Below are 17,737 nucleotides of genomic sequence, written 5' to 3'. Positions count from 1 at the left end.
GACCACAGTGACCGAGCCAGTTCAGCAAGCCCCCTCCCCCGACGACTCGACGCCGCAGCACCGCTACACCGCGGAGCTCGCCGGCCGCATCGAGAAGCGCTGGCAGGACCTGTGGAGCGAGCGCGGGACCTTCAATGCGCCCAACCCGGTGGGGCCACTTGCCGGCGACGTGCCCGCGGACAAGCTGTTCGTGCAGGACATGTTCCCGTACCCGTCGGGTGCGGGCCTGCACGTGGGCCATCCGCTCGGCTACATCGCCACCGACGTCTTCGCGCGGTACCACCGCATGCAGGGCCACAACGTCCTGCACACCCTCGGCTACGACGCCTTCGGTCTGCCGGCCGAGCAGTACGCGGTGCAGACGGGCACGCATCCGCGCACCACGACCGAGGCGAATATCGCGAACATGCAGCGTCAGCTGCGCCGTCTGGGCCTGGGCCACGACGAGCGCCGCTCGATCGCGACGACGGACGTCGACTTCTACCACTGGACGCAGTGGATCTTCCTGCAGATCTACAACGCCTGGTACGACACCGCGCAGGGCAAGGCGCGTCGCATCAGCGAGCTCGAGGCCGAGTTCGCCTCGGGGGAGCGCACTCCGGGCGACGGACGGGACTGGGCGTCGCTGGACGCCGTCGAGCGCAGCAAGGTGCTGGACTCGTACCGCCTTGTCTACCACTCGGATTCGATGGTCAACTGGTGCCCGGGTCTGGGTACGGTGCTGGCCAACGAGGAGGTCACCGCGGACGGCCGCAGCGAGCGCGGCAACTTCCCGGTGTTCCGCAAGCACCTGCAGCAGTGGATGATGCGCATCACCGCGTACTCCGACCGCCTGGTCGACGACCTCGAGTACCTGGACTGGCCGGACAAGGTCAAGTCCATGCAGCGCAACTGGATCGGACGCTCGCACGGCGCCCAGGTGAAGTTCGACTCGAACGGCCACGACATCGAGGTGTTCACCACGCGTCCGGACACGCTGTTCGGCGCCACGTACGTGACGCTGGCCCCCGAGCACGAGCTGGTGGACCAGCTGGTGGCGGCCGAGTGGCCCGAGGGCGTCGACCCGCGCTGGACCGGTGGCGCGGCCACCCCGGCCGAGGCCGTCAAGGCGTACCGCGCGTCCATCGCGGCCAAGAGCGATCTCGAGCGCCAGGAGAACAAGGAGAAGACCGGCGTCTTCCTCGGCGTCTACGCCGTCAACCCGGTCAACGGCCACGAGCTGCCGGTGTTCATCGCCGACTACGTGCTCACCGGCTACGGCACCGGCGCGATCATGGCCGTCCCGGGCCACGACCAGCGCGACTGGGAGTTCGCGACCGCGTTCGGCCTGGACATCGTCGAGGTCATCAAGGGCGGCGACCTGTCCGAGTCGGCGTACACCGGTGACGGTCCGCTGGTGAACTCGGAGTACCTCGACGGCCTGAACGTCGCGGACGCCAAGAAGGCCGTCATCGAGCGGCTCGAGGCGGAGGGCGTCGGCACGGGCACCATCCAGTACAAGCTGCGCGACTGGCTGTTCGCGCGTCAGCGTTACTGGGGCGAGCCGTTCCCGATCGTCTACGACGAGCAGGGCGTCGCCCACCCGCTGCCGGAATCGGCTCTGCCGGTGGAACTTCCCGAGGTCGAGGACTACGCGCCGGTGTCGTTCGATCCGGACGACGCCAGCTCGGAGCCGTCTCCCCCGCTCGCGAAGGCGTCCGACTGGGTCGATGTCGAGCTCGACCTCGGCGACGGCCTCAAGAGCTACCACCGCGACACCAACGTGATGCCGCAGTGGGCGGGCAGCTCGTGGTACCAGCTGCGCTACATCGACCCCACCAACAGCGAGCAGTTCGTCGCCCCGGAGAACGAGGCCTACTGGACCGGTCCGCGTCCGGACATCCACGGCCCCAACGATCCCGGTGGCGTCGACCTCTACGTCGGCGGTGTCGAGCACGCGGTGCTGCACCTGCTGTACTCGCGGTTCTGGCACAAGGTGCTCTTCGACCTGGGCTACGTCAGCTCCAGCGAGCCGTACCGCCGCCTGTACAACCAGGGCTACATCCAGGCGTACGCGTACACCGACGAGCGCGGCGTGTACGTGCCGGCGGCCGAGGTGACCGAGGAGGACGGCAAGTTCTTCTACCAGGGCGCCGAGGTCAAGCGCGAGTACGGAAAGATGGGCAAGAGCCTCAAGAATTCCGTTGCGCCGGACCAGATCTGTGACGAGTTCGGGGCCGACACCCTGCGTGTCTACGAGATGGCGATGGGTCCGCTGGACACCTCGCGTCCGTGGGCGACCAAGGATGTCATCGGTGCGCACCGCTTCCTGCAGCGGGCGTGGCGCGTCGTCGTCGACGAGGAGACCGGCGACCTGCGCGTCACCGACGCGGAGCCGTCGGAGGACACGCTGCGTGCCCTCAACAAGACGATCGCCGGTGTCGCCGAGGACTACGCGGCGCTGCGCGACAACACCGCGGTGGCCAAGCTGATCGAGTACACCAACCACCTCACCAAGGAGTACCCGGCCGGTGCCCCGCGCTCGGTGGTCGAGCCGCTCGCGCTCATGCTCGGCCCGGTCGCCCCGCACCTCGCGGAGGAGCTGTGGTCGCGCCTGGGTCACACCGAGTCGCTGGCGCACGGCCCGTTCCCGGCCGCCGACGAGAAGTGGCTGGTCGAGGACACCGTCGAGTACCCGATCCAGGTCAACGGCAAGGTCCGCAGCCGCATCAACGTGGCGGTCGACGCGGCACGCGAGGACATCGAGAAGATCGCCCTCGCGGACGAGAAGATCGTCGCCCTGCTGGACGGCAAGGATCCCCGCAAGGTGATCGTCGTCCCCGGCAAGATGGTGAACGTCGTCCTCTAGTCGCAACAGCTCAAGGGTCCCTTCACACGCTCGCAGCGCGTGAAGGGACCCTTGAGCTGTACGTGAGGTGGTTCAGCACTCGTCGGGTGCGGGCTGCCCCTGGAAGAGGGCGTCCACCCAGTCGAACGCCCCGGGGTTCCCGATGGCCTCGCCGAGGAGGTGTTCACCGGGCACCTGTCGGTACACCGCGCGGACGCCGAGTCCGCACTGCTCGTCGTAGAGGTTGCGGGCACCCAGGGCGGGGATCCACCAGTCCTGGCCGCCGTTGTAGATGTAGAGCGCGGTGCCGGACTTTATGTCCGCCATCTTCGTGATGTCGTAGATATGGTGCGCGACAGGAGAATCCAGAGCGTCCTTGACGTTCGCGAGGGCCTCGACGGGTGCATTGAGGAAGCCGAGGGTGGTGAGACCGCTCACGCACTGGTCCTTGATGCCGGAGATGACCAGCCGCTGACCGAGACCGTTGATCAGAGGCAGGATCTCGGGTCGTTCCCGCGAGATCCCGAACACCGCCCCGAGGAAGAGCCCACTGGCGAGGTTGCCGTTCATGGTGCGTCCGAGCATCTGGAAGTCGGCGGGCACACCACCGAATGCGGCACCGACGATGTCGGGGGCCAGTTCGGGTGCGTACGAATCGATCAGCTTCACCGCGCCGCTCGTCGCGATCGCTCCGCCGGAGTAGCCCATCATCGCGAGCTTGCTGCTGCCGAACTCCGCCGGGTACTCGTTGCGGATGCCGCGGATGGTGTCGAGGATCGCGTGCCCGGCGACGTACGGCTCGGCGTACGCCATCTGCGGGCCCTCGTGGTCGGGGATGAGTACGGCATAGCCGCGTTCCTCGGCCTTGTTCGTGACGGGCCGGAGGAATTCGATCAAGTTGGTCGACGGTGTGATCCCGTTCGCCATGGTGTGCGACGGGGTGCACGCCCGCCCGAGGCCGTTGATCGGCACGTTGTTCACGAGGATCGGGCGCGGCCCCGGACCGGTCCACTCCACGGCCGGGATGACGAGGGTCGCCGTCGCGAACGACGGCTCACCCAGCGCGTTGGTGGACTTCACCTTGATCTGCCGCACCTCGCGCGTCGGCCCGAGCGGGAGCATCTTCGCGACCGGCGTGACATCGCGGGTCTCGATGACCTGGCCGTTCGCCATGCCGGGCAGGCCGGGCGGGTAGAAGTCGAAGAATGCGTCACCGATCGGGGAGGGCTGCATCTCCTGGTGCAGCGTCTCGAGCACCGGCGGCGTCAGATCCGGTGGCGACACCGACGACTCGACGGAGCCCGGAATCCAGGAACCGAACGCCGACCGGGCCAACGAGGCGGTTCCCAGCGAGCCGGTGATCGGCGTGGTGCCGTTCGACGCGGTGCCGTCCGAGCCGGTGCCGTCGGTCAGCGACCCGCCGCCGATGAACCCCTGTCCGGCGGCACTGCCGGTCGATCCCACTCCGCCGATGCTGGTGTTCGGCAGCGCACTGCCACTCGATTGGGCGGCGGCGGTGCCTGCTGCACCACCTCCGACCACGACGGTCGCCGACAGGGCGGCGACGAACGATTTGACCCAGATACCCCCGTGCTGGATTGACATGCGCGGCACGGTAGCAGCGCCGTAGCGTGACTCGCTTCGCTTCGGAGGATTGTCGGGAGTGTCCGGTGGGCGGGACCGAGCGGTGTGCGGGACGTGTGAGGCAGGTTACGCTGCCCGCCGCAAGAGCACCGAAATTCGTTCCACGACCAAAGGTTCAGGCATGGCATCCGCAGAAGACATCAAGAACACCGTGGCGTCGTACATGAAGGCGATCAGCGGCAAAAGCGCCGACGCGGTGGCCTCGCTGTTCGCCGAGGGCGCCACGGTCGAGGATCCGGTGGGCACCGAGCCCAAGCGCGGCATCGAGGAGATCCGCTCGTTCTTCACCGCGATCGAGTCGATGGATCAGACGGCCGAACTGCTGACGATCCGCGTCGCCGGCAACAGCGCCGCGTTCCACTTCCGCGTCACCACCAAGGCCGGCGACCAGACCTACGTCGTCGAGCCGATCGACGTCATGACATTTGACGACGACGCCAAGATCACCAGCACCCGGGCGTACTGGGCGCCGGAGGACATGACCGTCAGCTAGGTCGTGTCGGCCGCGGGGCCGGAATCGCGGGCACGTGCTGTGCGATTCCGGCCCGTGGCGAACGAGCCGGCCCCCGAGGAACTGGGCTCAGACCGGATCGATTTCATGTTGCTGCGCAGCCCATTTCGTCGGACTGACGCCGAAGTGTCGGCGGAACCACCGCGAGAAGGCACTCAGGTCCGAGAACCCGAGCTCACCGGCGATGTCGGTGAGGCTCCGGTCACCGCGTGTGATGTACCGCCGCGCGAGATCGGCGCGCACGGAGCTGACGATGGACGAGTAGGTCTCCCCGGACTGGGCCAGCCGGCGGTTCAGCGTCCGCTGGTCGACACCGAGGCTGCGCGCGATGCGGGTCGCGGTACACCGCCCCCCGGGCAGGAGGGCCTCCACCAGGTCGCGCACTCGACCGGGGACGGAGGTGTCCTCTGGTGGCGCGAGTAGATCGAGATACTCCCGTGCGTACGGCCGGAAGAGCGGGTCCGAGAGCGGATTCACCGAGTCCAGATCCCGCGAGTAGAGCACGAGACCGTTGAAGTCCCGGTCGAACGTGACGTCGGGTCCGAGCATCCTATGATGGAGGTCGAGCGCCGCCGGTGCAGCGTGGACGAAGCTGGTGGACAACGGATACCAACCCTCCGGCAGGAAGTTGCCGATGATGCGGGCCACCGCCGCGACGGTCAACTCGATCGACTGACGCCCGAGCGTCGTCCCGGGTCCCGGCTCGACATACAGCGTCGCGAGCCCGTTCATCTCGACCAACCGGGTCCGAATGGCCTCGTTGTGCAGCCTCATGTGGCGCAGGACCACCTCGAGCGCACTACGGACGTCGGGTTCCTCCCTCGCGACCATTCCCACCGGTCCGAGATTCGACACCTTTCGTCCTTCGGCCATCCGCACCCCGAAGTCCTCGCAGGACGTGGCCTCCGCGGTGCGTTCCAACAATTCGTCCACCGCCTGCGCCGGGAGCCATGTGTCCGGCGTCGCCGACGCCAAGGTGGTCGGGTTGATACCCGTCGCGCGCATGATCGGGTGCGGATCCAACCCGAGTGACTGGGCCAGTTCCACGTACTCGTTCAGCACGGAACTGCGTACCCGCACCACTTTCGCCATCGGCTCCCATCCTGTCTGAAACTGTCAAGCAGATTGTCGTATTCGGTCAAGCGGCATCGGCCCGAAGCATATAGCGTGACATGCGTCACCCAGCTTGTGTCATCCGTCCGCACTGTCAAGAGCACGTTCGGTACGGATCCGCCCGCCTCCTGGCGATCCCAACCTCCATACGTCGTCCGGATTCGACTCCGGCGCAACAGAAGTCCGTCCGGATGCGTGTTCGTCGAGCCTCCGCATCCTCGCCTCGGAAGGGCGCAGTCCATTTGCCGCACCGGCGTGGTGCCGGCGACCGGTCGCACCCCTTCATGCCTTCACGAACAGGAGCACACATGGAATCGGAGGCCCAGTCCCCCGCCACCGAGCCCGCCGCCGGCGGCCCTCGGTCCACGATCTTTCCGTGGGTCGTATTCGCCCTCATCTTCGGTTTGATGATGTCGGACTACATGTCCCGCCAGGTGCTCAGTTCAGTCTTCCCCGTCCTGAAGGCCGAGTGGGACCTGTCGGACTCGCAGCTGGCGGCCTTGACGAGCGTCGTCGCCCTGATGGTCGGCGTCCTGGCGCTGCCCATGTCGCTGCTGGCCGACCGCTGGGGCCGCGTCCGCAGCGTCGTGCTCATGGCGGTCATGTGGAGTGTGGCGACTGTCCTGTGCGCCGCTGCGGGCAACTACACCCAGCTGCTCGGAGCGCGGTTTCTGATCGGGTTCGGTGAAGCCGCCTACGCGAGCGTGGGCCTGGCCGTCATGCTCGGTGTCTTCGCTCCACGGCTTCATGCCTCTCTCAGCGGGGCGTTCCTCGGTGCGGCCTTCTTCGGTTCGGTCATCGGTGTCGCGCTCGGCGGCGTACTCGCCGACCGACTCGGTTGGCGTGCGGCGTTCCTGATCATGGCCGCGTTCGGAATGACCCTCGTCATCCTCTTCCGAATCGTCGTCAGCGAAAACCGACTGGCCCGCCACAGTGCCGATCAGTCGACCCACGGCGCACGAGCCGCCGAGAGCGGACGTGCCCCCGTCTCGAGCTTGTTCACCAATGCCTCACTCGTGTGTGCGTACGTCGGTGCCGGACTCCAGTTCTTCGTTTCGGGTGTTCTGCTGGCCTGGCTTCCCAGCTACTTCAACCGCTACCACGGCATGGATGCGTCCAGCGCCGGTCTCGCGGCCTCGGTGTTCGTCCTGCTGATCGGCGCCGGAACGGTGCTCTGTGGCATCGCCGCCGATCGGTTCGGGCGTCGGCGGCCCGAGCGCCGATGGAGCGCCGCGATCGCGTATGCCGTCGTCGCGATGGCGTGCCTCATGATCGGCTTCCAGCTGGACAACGGTCCCACCCAGTTGATCCTCCTGGGCATCGGCGCGTTCTTCTGCTCCGGATTCTCCGGTGCCACAACGGCAGTCGTCGCAAGCCTCTCACATCCGTCGATCCATGCGTCGGCCTTCGGTGTGGGTACCCTCGCGAACAATGTCTTCGGTCTGGCTTTGGGGCCGCTCGTCGTCGGCTTGCTCTCCGACCGGCTCGGACTGCTCGGCGCACTGCAGTGGGTACCGCTGGCGTACGTCGTGTCGATCGTCGTGCTCGTAGTCGGTATGAGGCTGTACCCGGCGGGTCTCCGCAAGCTCGCATCGGTGCGGCTGCAGAACTCGCATGCGGCGCCCGGAGCACCGGCGGGCGAGCTCGCCCCCAGTGCTTCGGCATAGATCCCGCTCCGACGTTTCGAACCATCTCGATATCGACTGTGCGGATCCGGCTTTCACCGATCCCCCCAAGAGGAGACAAGAGCAATGCAGCTACTCGACAAGGTTGCTGTCGTCACCGGCGCAGCACAGGGCCTGGGCAGGTCGATCGCCCTCGCGATGGCACAGGAAGGCGCGGACGTCGTCCTCTGCGACCTGCAGGAGGACAAGCTCGCGGAGGTTTCCGCCGAGATCGAGGCGCTGGGACGCAAGTGCCTGGCCGTGCGCTGCGACGTCTCGTCCAAGGACCAGGTCGTCGACATGTTCGCCCGCGCCGCCGAGCAGTTCGGCACCGTCCACATCCTGGTCAACAACGCCGCCCGGGTGCCGAACGCTCCCGAGGACGAAGTCCGCCGCAGCCGGCATTACGCCTACATCACCACCCCGATGGAGCGTCAGTCCATGGGCATCACCAGCAGCCTGACCGACGAGGACTGGCTCAAGTGGTGGGACGTCAACGTCCACGGCGTGTTCTACTGCACCCGTGAGGCATTGAAGTTCATGGAGCCGCAGGGCTACGGCCGGATCATCAACATTGCGTCGGTCGCCGGCATCTCCACCGCGAGCGCGCACAGCCCCGGCTACTCGGCCGCCAAGGCCGCCGTCGCGAGCCTGACGAAGACCGTCGCCCTCGACGTCGCCGGTGCCGGGATCTACGTCAACGCCATCGCCTGCGGCGGCGTTCTCACCCCGCCCTTCCAGGCCTACCTCGACAAGGCCACCGAGGACGAGAAGCGCAACCTCTACCAGATCATTCCCGTCGGCCGTCTGGGTATGCCCGAGGAATACGCCTCCCTCGCCGTCTACCTCGCCGGCGACAACCACTACCTCGTCGGCCAGATCATCAGCCCCAACGGTGGCGCCGTCATCTGACCACCGCCGGTCCGCGGTTCCGCCGAACATCACTTCCGACAAGACATTCCAACCTTCCCGACAAGGAGCGACCCCATGCACTTCCACGACGATGCCCTCTTCCCGGAGAACCAGGAGAAGCTGGTCATCACGGCTGCGCCGTATGGTCCGGAATGGGAGCCGGGTGACTTCCCCGAGGATCTTCCGGTGACGATGGAAGAGCACGTCCAGCAGGCCGTGGACTGCTACGAGGCGGGCGCGTCGGTGCTGCACATCCACGTCCGTGAGCTCGACGGCAAGGGCTCCAAGCGGCTCTCGAAGTTCAACGAACTGCTCGCCGGACTCCGCGAGGCCGTGCCGGACATGGTCCTGCAGGTCGGTGGCTCCATCTCGTTCGCGCCTGAAGGTGAAGGCGCCGAGGCGAAGTGGCTCTCCGATGACACCCGGCACATGCTCGCAGAGCTCGATCCGAAGCCGGACCAGGTGACGATTGCGATCAACACCACCCAGATGAACATCGCGGAGCTGTTGACCGCGGACGACATCGCGGGCACGTCCCTGGCGCGCCCGGAAATGCAGGCGACGTACCGGGAGATGACGATTCCCGCCGGTCCGGGATGGGTCGAGGAGCACCTGCGTCGCCTGCAGGCCGCCGGAATCCAGCCGTACTTCGCCCTGACCGGCATCCCGGGGCTCGAGACCGTCGAGCGGCTCATCCGCCGCGGGGTCTACACCGGCCCGCTGAACGTGACGTGGACCGGCATCGGCGGCGGCTTCGACGGCCCCAACCCGTACAACATCATGAACTTCGTCCAGCGGGTCCCGGACGGGGCGTGCCTGACCCTCGAGTCGTTGATGCGCAGCGTGTTGCCCGTCAACGCGATGGCGATCGCGATGGGCCTGCACACCCGCTGCGGCAACGAGGACACTCTGTGGGGTCGCAAGGGTCAGAAGATGACCTCGGTCGAGCAGATCAAGCAGCTGGTCCGCATCTCGAACGAGCTCGGCCGCGAGGTCGCCACCGGCAAGGAGGCGCGCGACATCTACAAGATCGGCACGACCTACTCCGGCGCCGACGAGACCCTCGCCAAGCTCGGCTTCGCCCCGAACCGTCGCCCCGGCCAGGTCGGCTTCACCCAGCACGCGTAGCCAATCCGGTCATTTTCGACCCCAGTTCTGCCCATCCCCGATCCAGGAGTGTTCACGTGATCAACGGCTTGACCATGGATGACTACCCGCTGTCGCTGACTGCGGTCGTCGAGCGCGCCGAGCGGTTCCACGCCGGCAAGGACGTCGTCACGCGCCGCCCCGACGGCAGCATCGCCCGGACCACCCTCGGCGCGTGCGGCGGGCGCGCGCGTCGGGTGGCGAGCGCGCTGGCCGGGCTCGGGATCGGGGACGGCGACCGGGTGGCGACGCTGTTGTGGAACCAGGTCGAACACCTCGAGCTGTACTTCGCGGTCCCGGCGATGGGTGCGGTCGTCCACACGCTCAACCCGCGCCTGCACGCCGACGAACTCGCATTCATCGTGGGGGACGCGCAGGACCGGGTGATCGTGGTCGACGAGTCGCTGCTCGAGGTGTTCGACAGCTTTCGCCACACGCACTCGTTCGAACACGTCATCGTCGTCGCCCACGACCATCCGGCACCGTCCGGAATGCTCGACTACGAGACCCTGATCGATGAATCCGAGCCGATGGCGTGGCCCGTGCTCGACGAACGACGTGCCGGCGCAATGTGTTACACGTCCGGCACCACCGGTCGACCGAAGGGGGTGGTGTACTCGCACCGCGCGTTGGTGCTCCACTCGCTGACCGCGGCGCTGCCCGACGCGCTGGGGGTCTCGACGCAGGACACCCTGATGCCGGTCGTGCCGATGTTCCACGCCAACGCGTGGGGTCTGCCGTATGCCGCCGCGCTCCTCGGTGCCCGGCTCGTCCTGCCCGGACCGAAGCTGGACCCGGTCAGCGTGCTGGACCTGATCTCCACCGAGAAGGTCACCATGACCGCGGGCGTGCCGACGGTCTGGATGGCGATGCTCGACGCCCTCGACACCGAACCGCACCGCTGGGACCTGAGCCACCTCGACCGTCTGATCGTCGGCGGAGCGGCCGTGCCGCGCAGCCTGCTCGAGGGGTACGACCGCCACGGTCTGACGGTCGTCCAGGCGTGGGGAATGACGGAGACGGCGCCACTGGGCACCGTCAGTCGGCTGGCGTCGGATCTTCGGGAGAGCGCGGCCGACGACCGGTACGCGTTCCGGGCCAGGCAGGGCGTGGCCATGCCGTTCGTCGAGATCCGCGCCCGCGACGAGGACGACGGATTCATCGAGTGGGACGACCTGGCCATGGGTGAGCTGGAGGTGCGGGGACCGTGGGTGGCCGCTGCGTACCACAACGGCAAGGGCTCGGACAGCTTCACTGCGGATGGCTGGTTCCGCACCGGGGACATCGTCCGCATCGATCACCGCGGCAGCATCCGGATCTGTGACCGCTCCAAGGATCTGGTCAAGTCCGGTGGCGAGTGGATCTCCTCCGTCGATCTCGAAAACCACCTCATGGCGCACCCGGCGGTGGCGGAGGCGGCGGTGATCGCCGTCCCCGACGCGCGGTGGGGTGAGCGCCCGCTGGCGGTGCTCGCACTCCGCGACGGCATGACCGCGGATCCGGAGCAGTTGCGCGAGCACCTGTCGGGCGAGTTCGCGCGGTGGCAGCTGCCCGAGCGGTTCGAGTTCGTCTCCACGCTGCCGAGGACGGCCACCGGAAAGTTCAAGAAAACCACTCTGCGCGAACAGTTTTCCGTGTGATTCGGCGCCGTGATCGCAGCATCACGCCGGGTCCGGGGCTCCCGGTCGTTCCTCGGTCGCCGGCGCAGCTGCGGAGAGTTGCTGCACGGCGGCGTGGACGAGCGTGAAGGTCGGGTATTTCTCTCCGGCCGCCCGCGCGAGAAATCGGACGCGGGCCCCACACGAGCCCTGTTCACCGGCGATCCAGGCGAAGCACCACTTGCCGCTGTCGAGCGCGATGATCGCCATCCGTCGTGGATCCAGCTCCCAGGTCCGCAGGCCGCGCAGCACGGGGCGGAGGGCGACGACCGACCCTTCGATTGCCCGACCGGCGACCGACTGGACGAGCGGTGGTGCGTCGCTGACGAGGCGGATGCCGAAGCCCATCATGGTCCACGCTCCTGTCTGGTCGCGTCGGAGCCGAGCGACCCGTTGTCCGGGCCGTGACGACTGGGACCCGTTCAGCCTGAACCGCGGGATGCGGCGGGGACCACGTGACAATTACCTGTTCGGGTACCTGTTTCGGTGCAGGCTCGAACCGCTGGGTCCCGGACAGCCGGTTGACCGGAGCCAGCTGTATATACAAGTCTGGACAAGCTGTCGGGTTCCGACGTCGACTCCGCGGCGCCCACGATGACCGCATACACCGATCGCAACGGAGGCACTGTGAACGACCAGCCCTACTCGCCCGGGTCGAAGGCGCACCGGACCACCCGCGACGACCGGGAGTCGGTGCGCTGGCGCAACGGTCAGGGCACCACTCAGGTGGTTGCCGAGACCGACCTGTGGCGGGTGAGCATCGCCGACGAGCCGACGTCGTCGACCTTCTCGGTGATCGACGGATACGACCGATGGTTCACACCGATCGGTGCGGTACCGATCGAGTTGAGTGGGACACCGTTCGGGTCGGACGCGACCGACGACGCCGCGCCCAGCGTGGTGCGCTACGTCGTGGACCCGCTGCAGACGATCGCGTTCCCGGGCGAGTGGGCGCCGCAGTGCCGTGTGGACACGCCCACCCGGGCGCTGAACGTGATGGTGCGGCGCGGCCGGGCGACGGCGACGGTGCGGATCGGTGAACCGCCCGCGGCCGCCGACCCCGCTGCGCTGATCGTCCTCGTCGATCCGGTCACGGAGGATGCGGTGCTGCTCCCGCCCGGTTGCGTCGACGCGTTCGAGATGACCGATCCCTGCGCGGTGCTCACCATCACGACGCTCCGGCACCCCTGACCGACACGAGGCCGACGCGGACAACGGTTACCGCGGTACCGGCCGCAGCACGATCTCGGTGGGATGTGCGTCGCGGGGCGTCGTGACGGCGTTGCGGACCGCACGCGCCACGGTCTCCGGGGTGAGGAACTGGTCGGCGTCGTACTCGCCGCCCTCGGTCCGGACGATCTCGCGCTGCATGTCGGTGTCGATGCGCCCCGGGTGGATGGACGTGACGCGCAGCGCCGGCTCCTCGAGCCGCAGGGCGTCCGCGAATGCGCGCAGCGCGAACTTGCTCGCAGCGTAGGCGGCCCACCCGGCGTTGGCGCGCAGTCCTGAGCCGGAATTGATCAACACGACGTGGCCGCGAGCGGCCCGCAGCGCGGGCAGCAACAGGCGCGTCAGCTCGGCGACCGCGACGACGTTGGCCTCGAGTATGCGGTGCCACATGTCGACGGAGCTCTCCTCGACGGTCCCCAGCTCGGCGACGCCCGCGTTGTGCACCAGCACGTCGAGCCGGTCGATGTCGGCGACGGCCGCGGCGACGGCCGCGTAGTCGGTCAGGTCGACCGGCCAGGGCGCGGCCGCCAGCTCCCCCGCGATGGGCTCGAGCGACTCGGCGCTGCGCCCGCCGAGGATCAGCTGGTGTGTCGGGGCGAGCTCGCGGGCGATCGCCGCACCGAGGCCGCGGCTTCCGCCGGTGATCAGGGCGGTGGGGTGCTGGGGAGCCATGCCCTCGAGGGTAGACGCAAGATCATCCGGCGGGCGTTGTGAGCGTCGCCGCCGCGGGCAGTTGCGGACCGCCGGGCAGCGGCGGGCCCGGGTTGTCGAACGGATTGTCGCCGAACGGCCCCGGTGCGCCCGGACCGTTCCCGTTGGTCGGCAGTGTCGTCTCGTGCTGGGGGATGTAGCCGAACGAATTCGTCTGTTGCAGACCGGTTTCATCGGTTGTCGACGTCAGTTGCGTCTGGGGGTAGCCATGATTCGTGCTGACGTCGGACGATCGCTGCCAACCGGCGGCGGCGATGACGAGTGTCAGGACCGTGGCCGCTGCAACGAGGAGGATCGCGATTCGCTGGAGCAAAGATCGATTGTTCTGCTGAACCATGACATCACCCCTGGTCAACCGGTAGGTGTGGTGAGGGTGGCCTCGGCGGGCGGTCCCACATCGTCGTCCGGGAGCAGCGTGCCCCCGCCGAGTTCGAACGGGTCGTCCTCGATGCCGCCGCCCTCGGGCTCGATCGGATCCGTCTCGAGGGTGGTCTCGTGTTGCGGGATGTAGCCGAACGAATTGGTCTGTTCCAGGCCGCTCGGATCCTCGGGGGTGTCAGTGCCCTCTTCCTCGGTGGTGAGCGTCGCGGGACCCGACTCGATGTTGTCGTCGCATCCGGTGATCGCACCGCCGAGCAGCCCCGCCCCCACCGCTGCGGCCGCTACGAGCATCCGACTGTGTTGGCTGTGCTTGTGTTGGCTCATCGTCGTGCCTTTCGAGCCGGAATTGTCAGCTCTCGTATCCAGCATGGCACTGGTCTCTGCGATAGGCATCCACTTCTCGCGCGCGGGTGCACGATGAACGTATGGATCCGGTCGAGGCGCTGCGGGAGGTCGCGTTCTGGCTCGAGCGTGGGCGCGCCGACACGTACCGGGTGAAGGCGTACCGGAGGGCCGCGGACGTGATCGCCGGTCTCACCGAGGGGCAGCGCGAGGCGCGTCGGCGCAGCGGCGGCTGGACCGAACTGCCCGGTCTGGGCGCGAAAACCGCGGCGATCGTCGAGCAGGCCGTGGCCGGGAACGTGCCCGAGTACCTGCGGGAACTCCGCGATGCCGCGCGGCCGATCGGGTATGGCGGCGACCTGCAACCGGCGCTGCGCGGCGACCTGCACGTGCACTCGGACTGGTCCGACGGCGGGAGCCCGATCGACGAGATGATGCGCACCGCCGCCGCGCTCGGGCACGAGTACTGCGCGCTCACCGACCACTCGCCGCGGTTGACCGTCGCGAACGGGCTGTCGGCCGAGCGGCTGTGCGAACAGCTGGCGGTGGTGCACGACCTGAACCGGGAGATGGCGCCGTTCCGGATCCTCACCGGCATCGAGGTCGACATCCTGGACGACGGTGGGTTGGACCAGGATTCGGACCTTCTCGACGAATTGGACATCGTGGTGGCCAGTGTGCACTCGCATCTGCGCGCGGACCGCGGCGAGATGACCCGGCGGATGCTCGGGGCGGTCCGGAATCCGCGGGTGAACGTGCTCGGGCACTGCACGGGCCGGCTCGTCGAGGGTGGCCGCCGCGGCAACCGCCCCGAGTCGAAGTTCGACGCCGAGAAGGTGTTCGGGGCGTGCCGCGACCACGACGTCGCGATCGAGATCAACAGCCGGCCCGAGCGCCGCGACCCGCCCAGCCGGCTGATCGACCTCGCCGTCGACATCGGCTGTCTGTTCGCGATCGACACCGACTCCCACGCACCCGGACAGCTGGCGTGGCAGGGCCTCGGCTGCGAACGCGCGATCCGGTGCGGCGTCCCGGCCGAGCGGGTCGTGAACACGTGGCCCGTCGACGATCTGCTCGCCTGGACGCGCGCGTTCGACGGGTGAGTCGCAGAATGGGACGATGATCGACCCCGGATTCACGCCGACCCAGCTCGCGGCGCGCGCCGCCTACCTGTTGCGCGGCAACGACCTCGGGACCATGACCACCGCCGCGCCGCGCCTGTACCCGCACATGTGGAGCTGGGACGCGGCGTTCGTGGCTGTCGGGCTGGCGCCGCTGAGCGTCGAGCGGGCGGTGACCGAACTGGACACGCTGCTGTCGGCGCAGTGGAGCAACGGGATGATCCCCCACATCGTGTTCGCGAACGGTGTCGACGGGTACTTCCCCGGACCGGCCCGCTGGCAGTGCCGGGAGCTGGCCGGTTACGCGCCGGTCGGCGTCGACACGTCGGGTATCACGCAGCCGCCGGTGCACGCGATCGCGGTGCAGCGGATCCTCGACCATGCCCGGCGGCACGGTCGCAGCACGCGGGCGGTCGCGGAGGAGTTCCTGGACCGTCGGTGGACGGACCTGATGCGGTGGCACCGGTGGCTCGCCCAGGCCCGGGATCGTGACGGGAACGGTCGCATCACGCTGTACCACGGGTGGGAGTCCGGAATGGACAATTCGCCCCGATGGGATATCGCGTACGCCAACATGATTCCCGGTCCCGTGCCGCCGTATCGCCGCGAGGACGTCACGGTGGTCACCGACATCTCGCAGCGCCCCACCAACGGCGAGTACGACCGCTACCTGTGGCTGCTCGAGGAGATGAAGAGCGTCCGCTACGACGACGACGCCCTGACCGACAAGATGAGCTTCGCGGTCGAGGACGTGTTCGTCAGCGCGATCTTCGCGCTCGCGTGCGACGTGCTCGCCGTGATCGGGGAGGAGCACTCGCGCCCCAATGCCGACGTTCGGGAACTGCATTACTGGGCCAACCACTTCCGTCGGGGTGTCGTCGCTACGACGGACGAGCGTAGCGGGGCCGCACGCGATTTCGACGTTCGCAGCGGCCGGTGGATCGGCACCGACACGATCGCCATGTTCGCTCCGCTGCTGTGCGGCGGGCTGGACCGGCACGTCGAACGGCACCTGATGCACACCTTCGAGGGCCCGCGGTTCTGCTCCCACCCCGATCTGCGGTACGCGGTGCCGCCGTCCACGTCGCCGGTCTCCCGCGACTTTCGTCCTCGCGAGTACTGGCGGGGACCGGTGTGGCCGGTGATGACGTGGTTGTTCTCGTGGGCGTTCGCGCGACGTGGATGGGCGGAACGGTCGTCGATGCTGCGCGCGGAGGGGCTGCGACAGGCCGCCGACGGCAGCTTCGCCGAGTACTACGAGCCGTTCACCGGTCGGCCGCTCGGCAGCATGCAGCAGTCGTGGACGGCGGCCGCGGTGCTCGACTGGCTGGGCTGACAGCCTTACCGGAAAGTGCCTGGGAGATGAACTTTGGTGCGAAATCGACCTGCGCGGTGAGGAAGTCGTTTAGTCTCGGGCGATGCCGAGTAACTCGCGCCGATCCCTCGTCCGTGTCGCAGCAGTGCTCCTGGCGGGGGCGGTGAGCGTGGCGGGCCCGGCGGTGGCCGCGGCCAACCCGCAGGGCCCGGACGTGTCGTCGTGGCAGCATTCCGCCGGATCCCCGATCAACTGGTTCCAGGTGCGTTCGGCCGGACACGATTTCGCGATGGTCAAGGCGACGGAGGGCCTGTTCTACACCAACCCGTACTTCGCGCAGGACTCCCTGTCGATGCGGCTCGCGGGCGTGGCGCGCGGCGCCTACCACTATGCCGACCCGTCGGCCTCTCCCGAGGCGCAGGCGGCGTTCTTCGCGGCGACCGCGCTCGCGGTCAACCAGTTCGGCGGACTGCCACCGGTGCTCGACCTGGAGAGCACCGGTGGACTGGCGGCGCCGCAGTTGATCGACTGGACGCACCGCTACCTCGACACGGTGCAGGCGCTCACCGGTCGCACGCCGATCATCTACACCTATCCCAACTTCTGGCGCACGGCGATGGCCAACACCAACCAGTTCACTCGCTACCCGCTGTGGATCGCCGACTACAACGGCAGGAACGAGCCCGGTCCGCTGCCGGGCGGCTGGCAGAACTGGGCGTTCTGGCAGTACACCGACAGCGGCCGGATCCCGGGTGTCAACGGCAACGTGGACCTCAACGTCTACAGCGGATCGATGGGCGACATCAACATGTACGCGCGGAACTTCTTCGGCAGCTGAGCAACCCGCCGCCGACGTCACCGCGGACGGAAGACGACCGCGGCCGCACCGACACTCGCCGCGGTCAGGACCGTGACCATGACCGCCTCCGGAAGCGATTGGTACACACGGAACGAGATCAGCCCCGGAACCACCGACAGCACCATGAACAGCAGCGGCGCCTTCAGCTTCCGCAGCCGCTGGTGTCGGCTCCAGCGGCAGCTCTCGCGGCCGGAGTCGTACGACATACCACGCATATCCCCCCCTGCGTTCTCCCCGCCGGGCACGCTACCCGATAGTTCGCTCCCCGAAGGACCGAACGGCGCAGTGCCGAGGGGCGCAACG

General features: G+C 68.0%; 17 protein-coding genes. 10 read left to right on the top strand and 7 right to left on the bottom strand.

The window, feature by feature from the left end; genetic code table 11:
• Positions 1-7 precede the first annotated feature (7 nt).
• Positions 8-2,848, top strand: a complete 2,841-nt coding sequence (gene leuS, locus ABTV10_RS24875; protein WP_499031531.1) for a leucine--tRNA ligase — start codon at positions 8-10, stop codon at positions 2,846-2,848.
• 72 nt (positions 2,849-2,920) lie between these two features.
• Here the strand turns inward: leuS and ABTV10_RS24870 are convergent, their stop codons facing one another.
• Complete coding sequence (locus ABTV10_RS24870; protein ID WP_499031528.1) at positions 2,921-4,432, bottom strand: lipase family protein; 1,512 nt, start codon at positions 4,430-4,432, stop codon at positions 2,921-2,923.
• Positions 4,433-4,592: 160 nt separating this feature from the next.
• Here ABTV10_RS24870 and ABTV10_RS24865 point away from each other — a divergent pair, with 160 nt between their 5' ends.
• The gene (locus tag ABTV10_RS24865) at positions 4,593-4,964 is read left to right on the top strand and encodes a nuclear transport factor 2 family protein (RefSeq protein ID WP_499031525.1); all 372 of its coding nucleotides are present in this window, start codon (positions 4,593-4,595) and stop codon (positions 4,962-4,964) included.
• An 87-nt stretch (positions 4,965-5,051) separates the two neighbouring features.
• Here the strand turns inward: ABTV10_RS24865 and ABTV10_RS24860 are convergent, their stop codons facing one another.
• Positions 5,052-6,074, bottom strand: coding sequence for an AraC family transcriptional regulator (locus ABTV10_RS24860; protein WP_499031523.1), 1,023 nt, complete (start codon positions 6,072-6,074; stop codon positions 5,052-5,054).
• Between the two features lie 329 nt (positions 6,075-6,403).
• Here ABTV10_RS24860 and ABTV10_RS24855 point away from each other — a divergent pair, with 329 nt between their 5' ends.
• The 4 genes from ABTV10_RS24855 to ABTV10_RS24840 all read left to right on the top strand — a co-directional run bounded on the left by ABTV10_RS24855 (position 6,404) and on the right by ABTV10_RS24840 (position 11,457).
• The gene (locus ABTV10_RS24855) at positions 6,404-7,762 is read left to right on the top strand and encodes an MFS transporter (RefSeq protein WP_499031520.1); all 1,359 of its coding nucleotides are present in this window, start codon (positions 6,404-6,406) and stop codon (positions 7,760-7,762) included.
• Between the two features lie 84 nt (positions 7,763-7,846).
• Positions 7,847-8,671 carry an SDR family NAD(P)-dependent oxidoreductase gene (locus tag ABTV10_RS24850; protein ID WP_499031517.1) on the top strand — a complete coding sequence of 275 codons (825 nt, stop codon included), beginning with the start codon at positions 7,847-7,849 and terminating at the stop codon, positions 8,669-8,671.
• A 75-nt stretch (positions 8,672-8,746) separates the two neighbouring features.
• Positions 8,747-9,799 (top strand): beta-keto acid cleavage family enzyme, encoded by a 1,053-nt coding sequence (locus ABTV10_RS24845; RefSeq protein WP_499031515.1) that lies wholly within the window; start codon positions 8,747-8,749, stop codon positions 9,797-9,799.
• Between the two features lie 56 nt (positions 9,800-9,855).
• The gene (locus tag ABTV10_RS24840) at positions 9,856-11,457 is read left to right on the top strand and encodes a long-chain fatty acid--CoA ligase (protein ID WP_499031513.1); all 1,602 of its coding nucleotides are present in this window, start codon (positions 9,856-9,858) and stop codon (positions 11,455-11,457) included.
• A 21-nt stretch (positions 11,458-11,478) separates the two neighbouring features.
• On the opposite strand, the gene ABTV10_RS24835 is transcribed toward ABTV10_RS24840, so the two are convergent.
• Positions 11,479-11,826, bottom strand: coding sequence for a hypothetical protein (locus ABTV10_RS24835; RefSeq protein ID WP_499031510.1), 348 nt, complete (start codon positions 11,824-11,826; stop codon positions 11,479-11,481).
• A 276-nt stretch (positions 11,827-12,102) separates the two neighbouring features.
• Between ABTV10_RS24835 and ABTV10_RS24830 the strand changes: the two genes are divergently transcribed.
• A complete protein-coding gene (locus ABTV10_RS24830; protein ID WP_499031507.1) occupies positions 12,103-12,666 on the top strand; it encodes a HutD family protein in 564 nt (187 codons plus the stop codon).
• Positions 12,667-12,693: 27 nt separating this feature from the next.
• Here the strand turns inward: ABTV10_RS24830 and ABTV10_RS24825 are convergent, their stop codons facing one another.
• The 3 genes from ABTV10_RS24825 to ABTV10_RS24815 are packed head-to-tail and all read right to left on the bottom strand — an operon-like array spanning position 12,694 to position 14,121.
• Positions 12,694-13,377 (bottom strand): SDR family oxidoreductase, encoded by a 684-nt coding sequence (locus ABTV10_RS24825; protein ID WP_499031504.1) that lies wholly within the window; start codon positions 13,375-13,377, stop codon positions 12,694-12,696.
• Positions 13,378-13,399: 22 nt separating this feature from the next.
• Positions 13,400-13,729 (bottom strand): hypothetical protein, encoded by a 330-nt coding sequence (locus ABTV10_RS24820; RefSeq protein WP_499031502.1) that lies wholly within the window; start codon positions 13,727-13,729, stop codon positions 13,400-13,402.
• Between the two features lie 38 nt (positions 13,730-13,767).
• Positions 13,768-14,121, bottom strand: a complete 354-nt coding sequence (locus ABTV10_RS24815; protein ID WP_499031499.1) for a hypothetical protein — start codon at positions 14,119-14,121, stop codon at positions 13,768-13,770.
• Positions 14,122-14,222: 101 nt separating this feature from the next.
• Here ABTV10_RS24815 and ABTV10_RS24810 point away from each other — a divergent pair, with 101 nt between their 5' ends.
• The 3 genes from ABTV10_RS24810 to ABTV10_RS24800 all read left to right on the top strand — a co-directional run bounded on the left by ABTV10_RS24810 (position 14,223) and on the right by ABTV10_RS24800 (position 17,413).
• Positions 14,223-15,242, top strand: coding sequence for a PHP domain-containing protein (locus ABTV10_RS24810; RefSeq protein ID WP_499031496.1), 1,020 nt, complete (start codon positions 14,223-14,225; stop codon positions 15,240-15,242).
• Positions 15,243-15,258: 16 nt separating this feature from the next.
• Positions 15,259-16,596 carry a glucosylglycerate hydrolase gene (gene ggh, locus ABTV10_RS24805; RefSeq protein ID WP_499031493.1) on the top strand — a complete coding sequence of 446 codons (1,338 nt, stop codon included), beginning with the start codon at positions 15,259-15,261 and terminating at the stop codon, positions 16,594-16,596.
• 82 nt (positions 16,597-16,678) lie between these two features.
• The gene (locus ABTV10_RS24800) at positions 16,679-17,413 is read left to right on the top strand and encodes a glycoside hydrolase family 25 protein (RefSeq protein ID WP_433608551.1); all 735 of its coding nucleotides are present in this window, start codon (positions 16,679-16,681) and stop codon (positions 17,411-17,413) included.
• 17 nt (positions 17,414-17,430) lie between these two features.
• Here ABTV10_RS24800 and ABTV10_RS24795 read toward each other — a convergent pair whose 3' ends face one another.
• Positions 17,431-17,640, bottom strand: coding sequence for a hypothetical protein (locus tag ABTV10_RS24795; RefSeq protein WP_499031490.1), 210 nt, complete (start codon positions 17,638-17,640; stop codon positions 17,431-17,433).
• Positions 17,641-17,737: the final 97 nt, after the last annotated feature.

The sequence above is a fragment of the Paraburkholderia sp. RHO2 genome (assembly GCF_050955445.1).
Taxonomy (GTDB): Bacteria; Actinomycetota; Actinomycetes; order Mycobacteriales; family Mycobacteriaceae; genus Prescottella; species Prescottella agglutinans_A.
The sequence above is the reverse complement of the archived record's forward strand: the minus strand, read 5'-3'. Positions and strand labels throughout refer to the sequence as shown.

Coding starts and splice junctions, on each gene's coding strand:
- ABTV10_RS24870 (WP_499031528.1), bottom strand. CDS start 4,432: ATGTCAATCCAGCACGGGGGTATCTGGGTCAAATCGTTCGTCGCCGCC.
- ABTV10_RS24865 (WP_499031525.1), top strand. CDS start 4,593: ATGGCATCCGCAGAAGACATCAAGAACACCGTGGCGTCGTACATGAAG.
- ABTV10_RS24860 (WP_499031523.1), bottom strand. CDS start 6,074: ATGGCGAAAGTGGTGCGGGTACGCAGTTCCGTGCTGAACGAGTACGTG.
- ABTV10_RS24855 (WP_499031520.1), top strand. CDS start 6,404: ATGGAATCGGAGGCCCAGTCCCCCGCCACCGAGCCCGCCGCCGGCGGC.
- ABTV10_RS24850 (WP_499031517.1), top strand. CDS start 7,847: ATGCAGCTACTCGACAAGGTTGCTGTCGTCACCGGCGCAGCACAGGGC.
- ABTV10_RS24845 (WP_499031515.1), top strand. CDS start 8,747: ATGCACTTCCACGACGATGCCCTCTTCCCGGAGAACCAGGAGAAGCTG.
- ABTV10_RS24835 (WP_499031510.1), bottom strand. CDS start 11,826: ATGATGGGCTTCGGCATCCGCCTCGTCAGCGACGCACCACCGCTCGTC.
- ABTV10_RS24825 (WP_499031504.1), bottom strand. CDS start 13,377: ATGGCTCCCCAGCACCCCACCGCCCTGATCACCGGCGGAAGCCGCGGC.
- ABTV10_RS24815 (WP_499031499.1), bottom strand. CDS start 14,121: ATGAGCCAACACAAGCACAGCCAACACAGTCGGATGCTCGTAGCGGCC.
- ABTV10_RS24810 (WP_499031496.1), top strand. CDS start 14,223: ATGGATCCGGTCGAGGCGCTGCGGGAGGTCGCGTTCTGGCTCGAGCGT.
- ggh (WP_499031493.1), top strand. CDS start 15,259: ATGATCGACCCCGGATTCACGCCGACCCAGCTCGCGGCGCGCGCCGCC.
- ABTV10_RS24800 (WP_433608551.1), top strand. CDS start 16,679: ATGCCGAGTAACTCGCGCCGATCCCTCGTCCGTGTCGCAGCAGTGCTC.
- ABTV10_RS24795 (WP_499031490.1), bottom strand. CDS start 17,640: ATGTCGTACGACTCCGGCCGCGAGAGCTGCCGCTGGAGCCGACACCAG.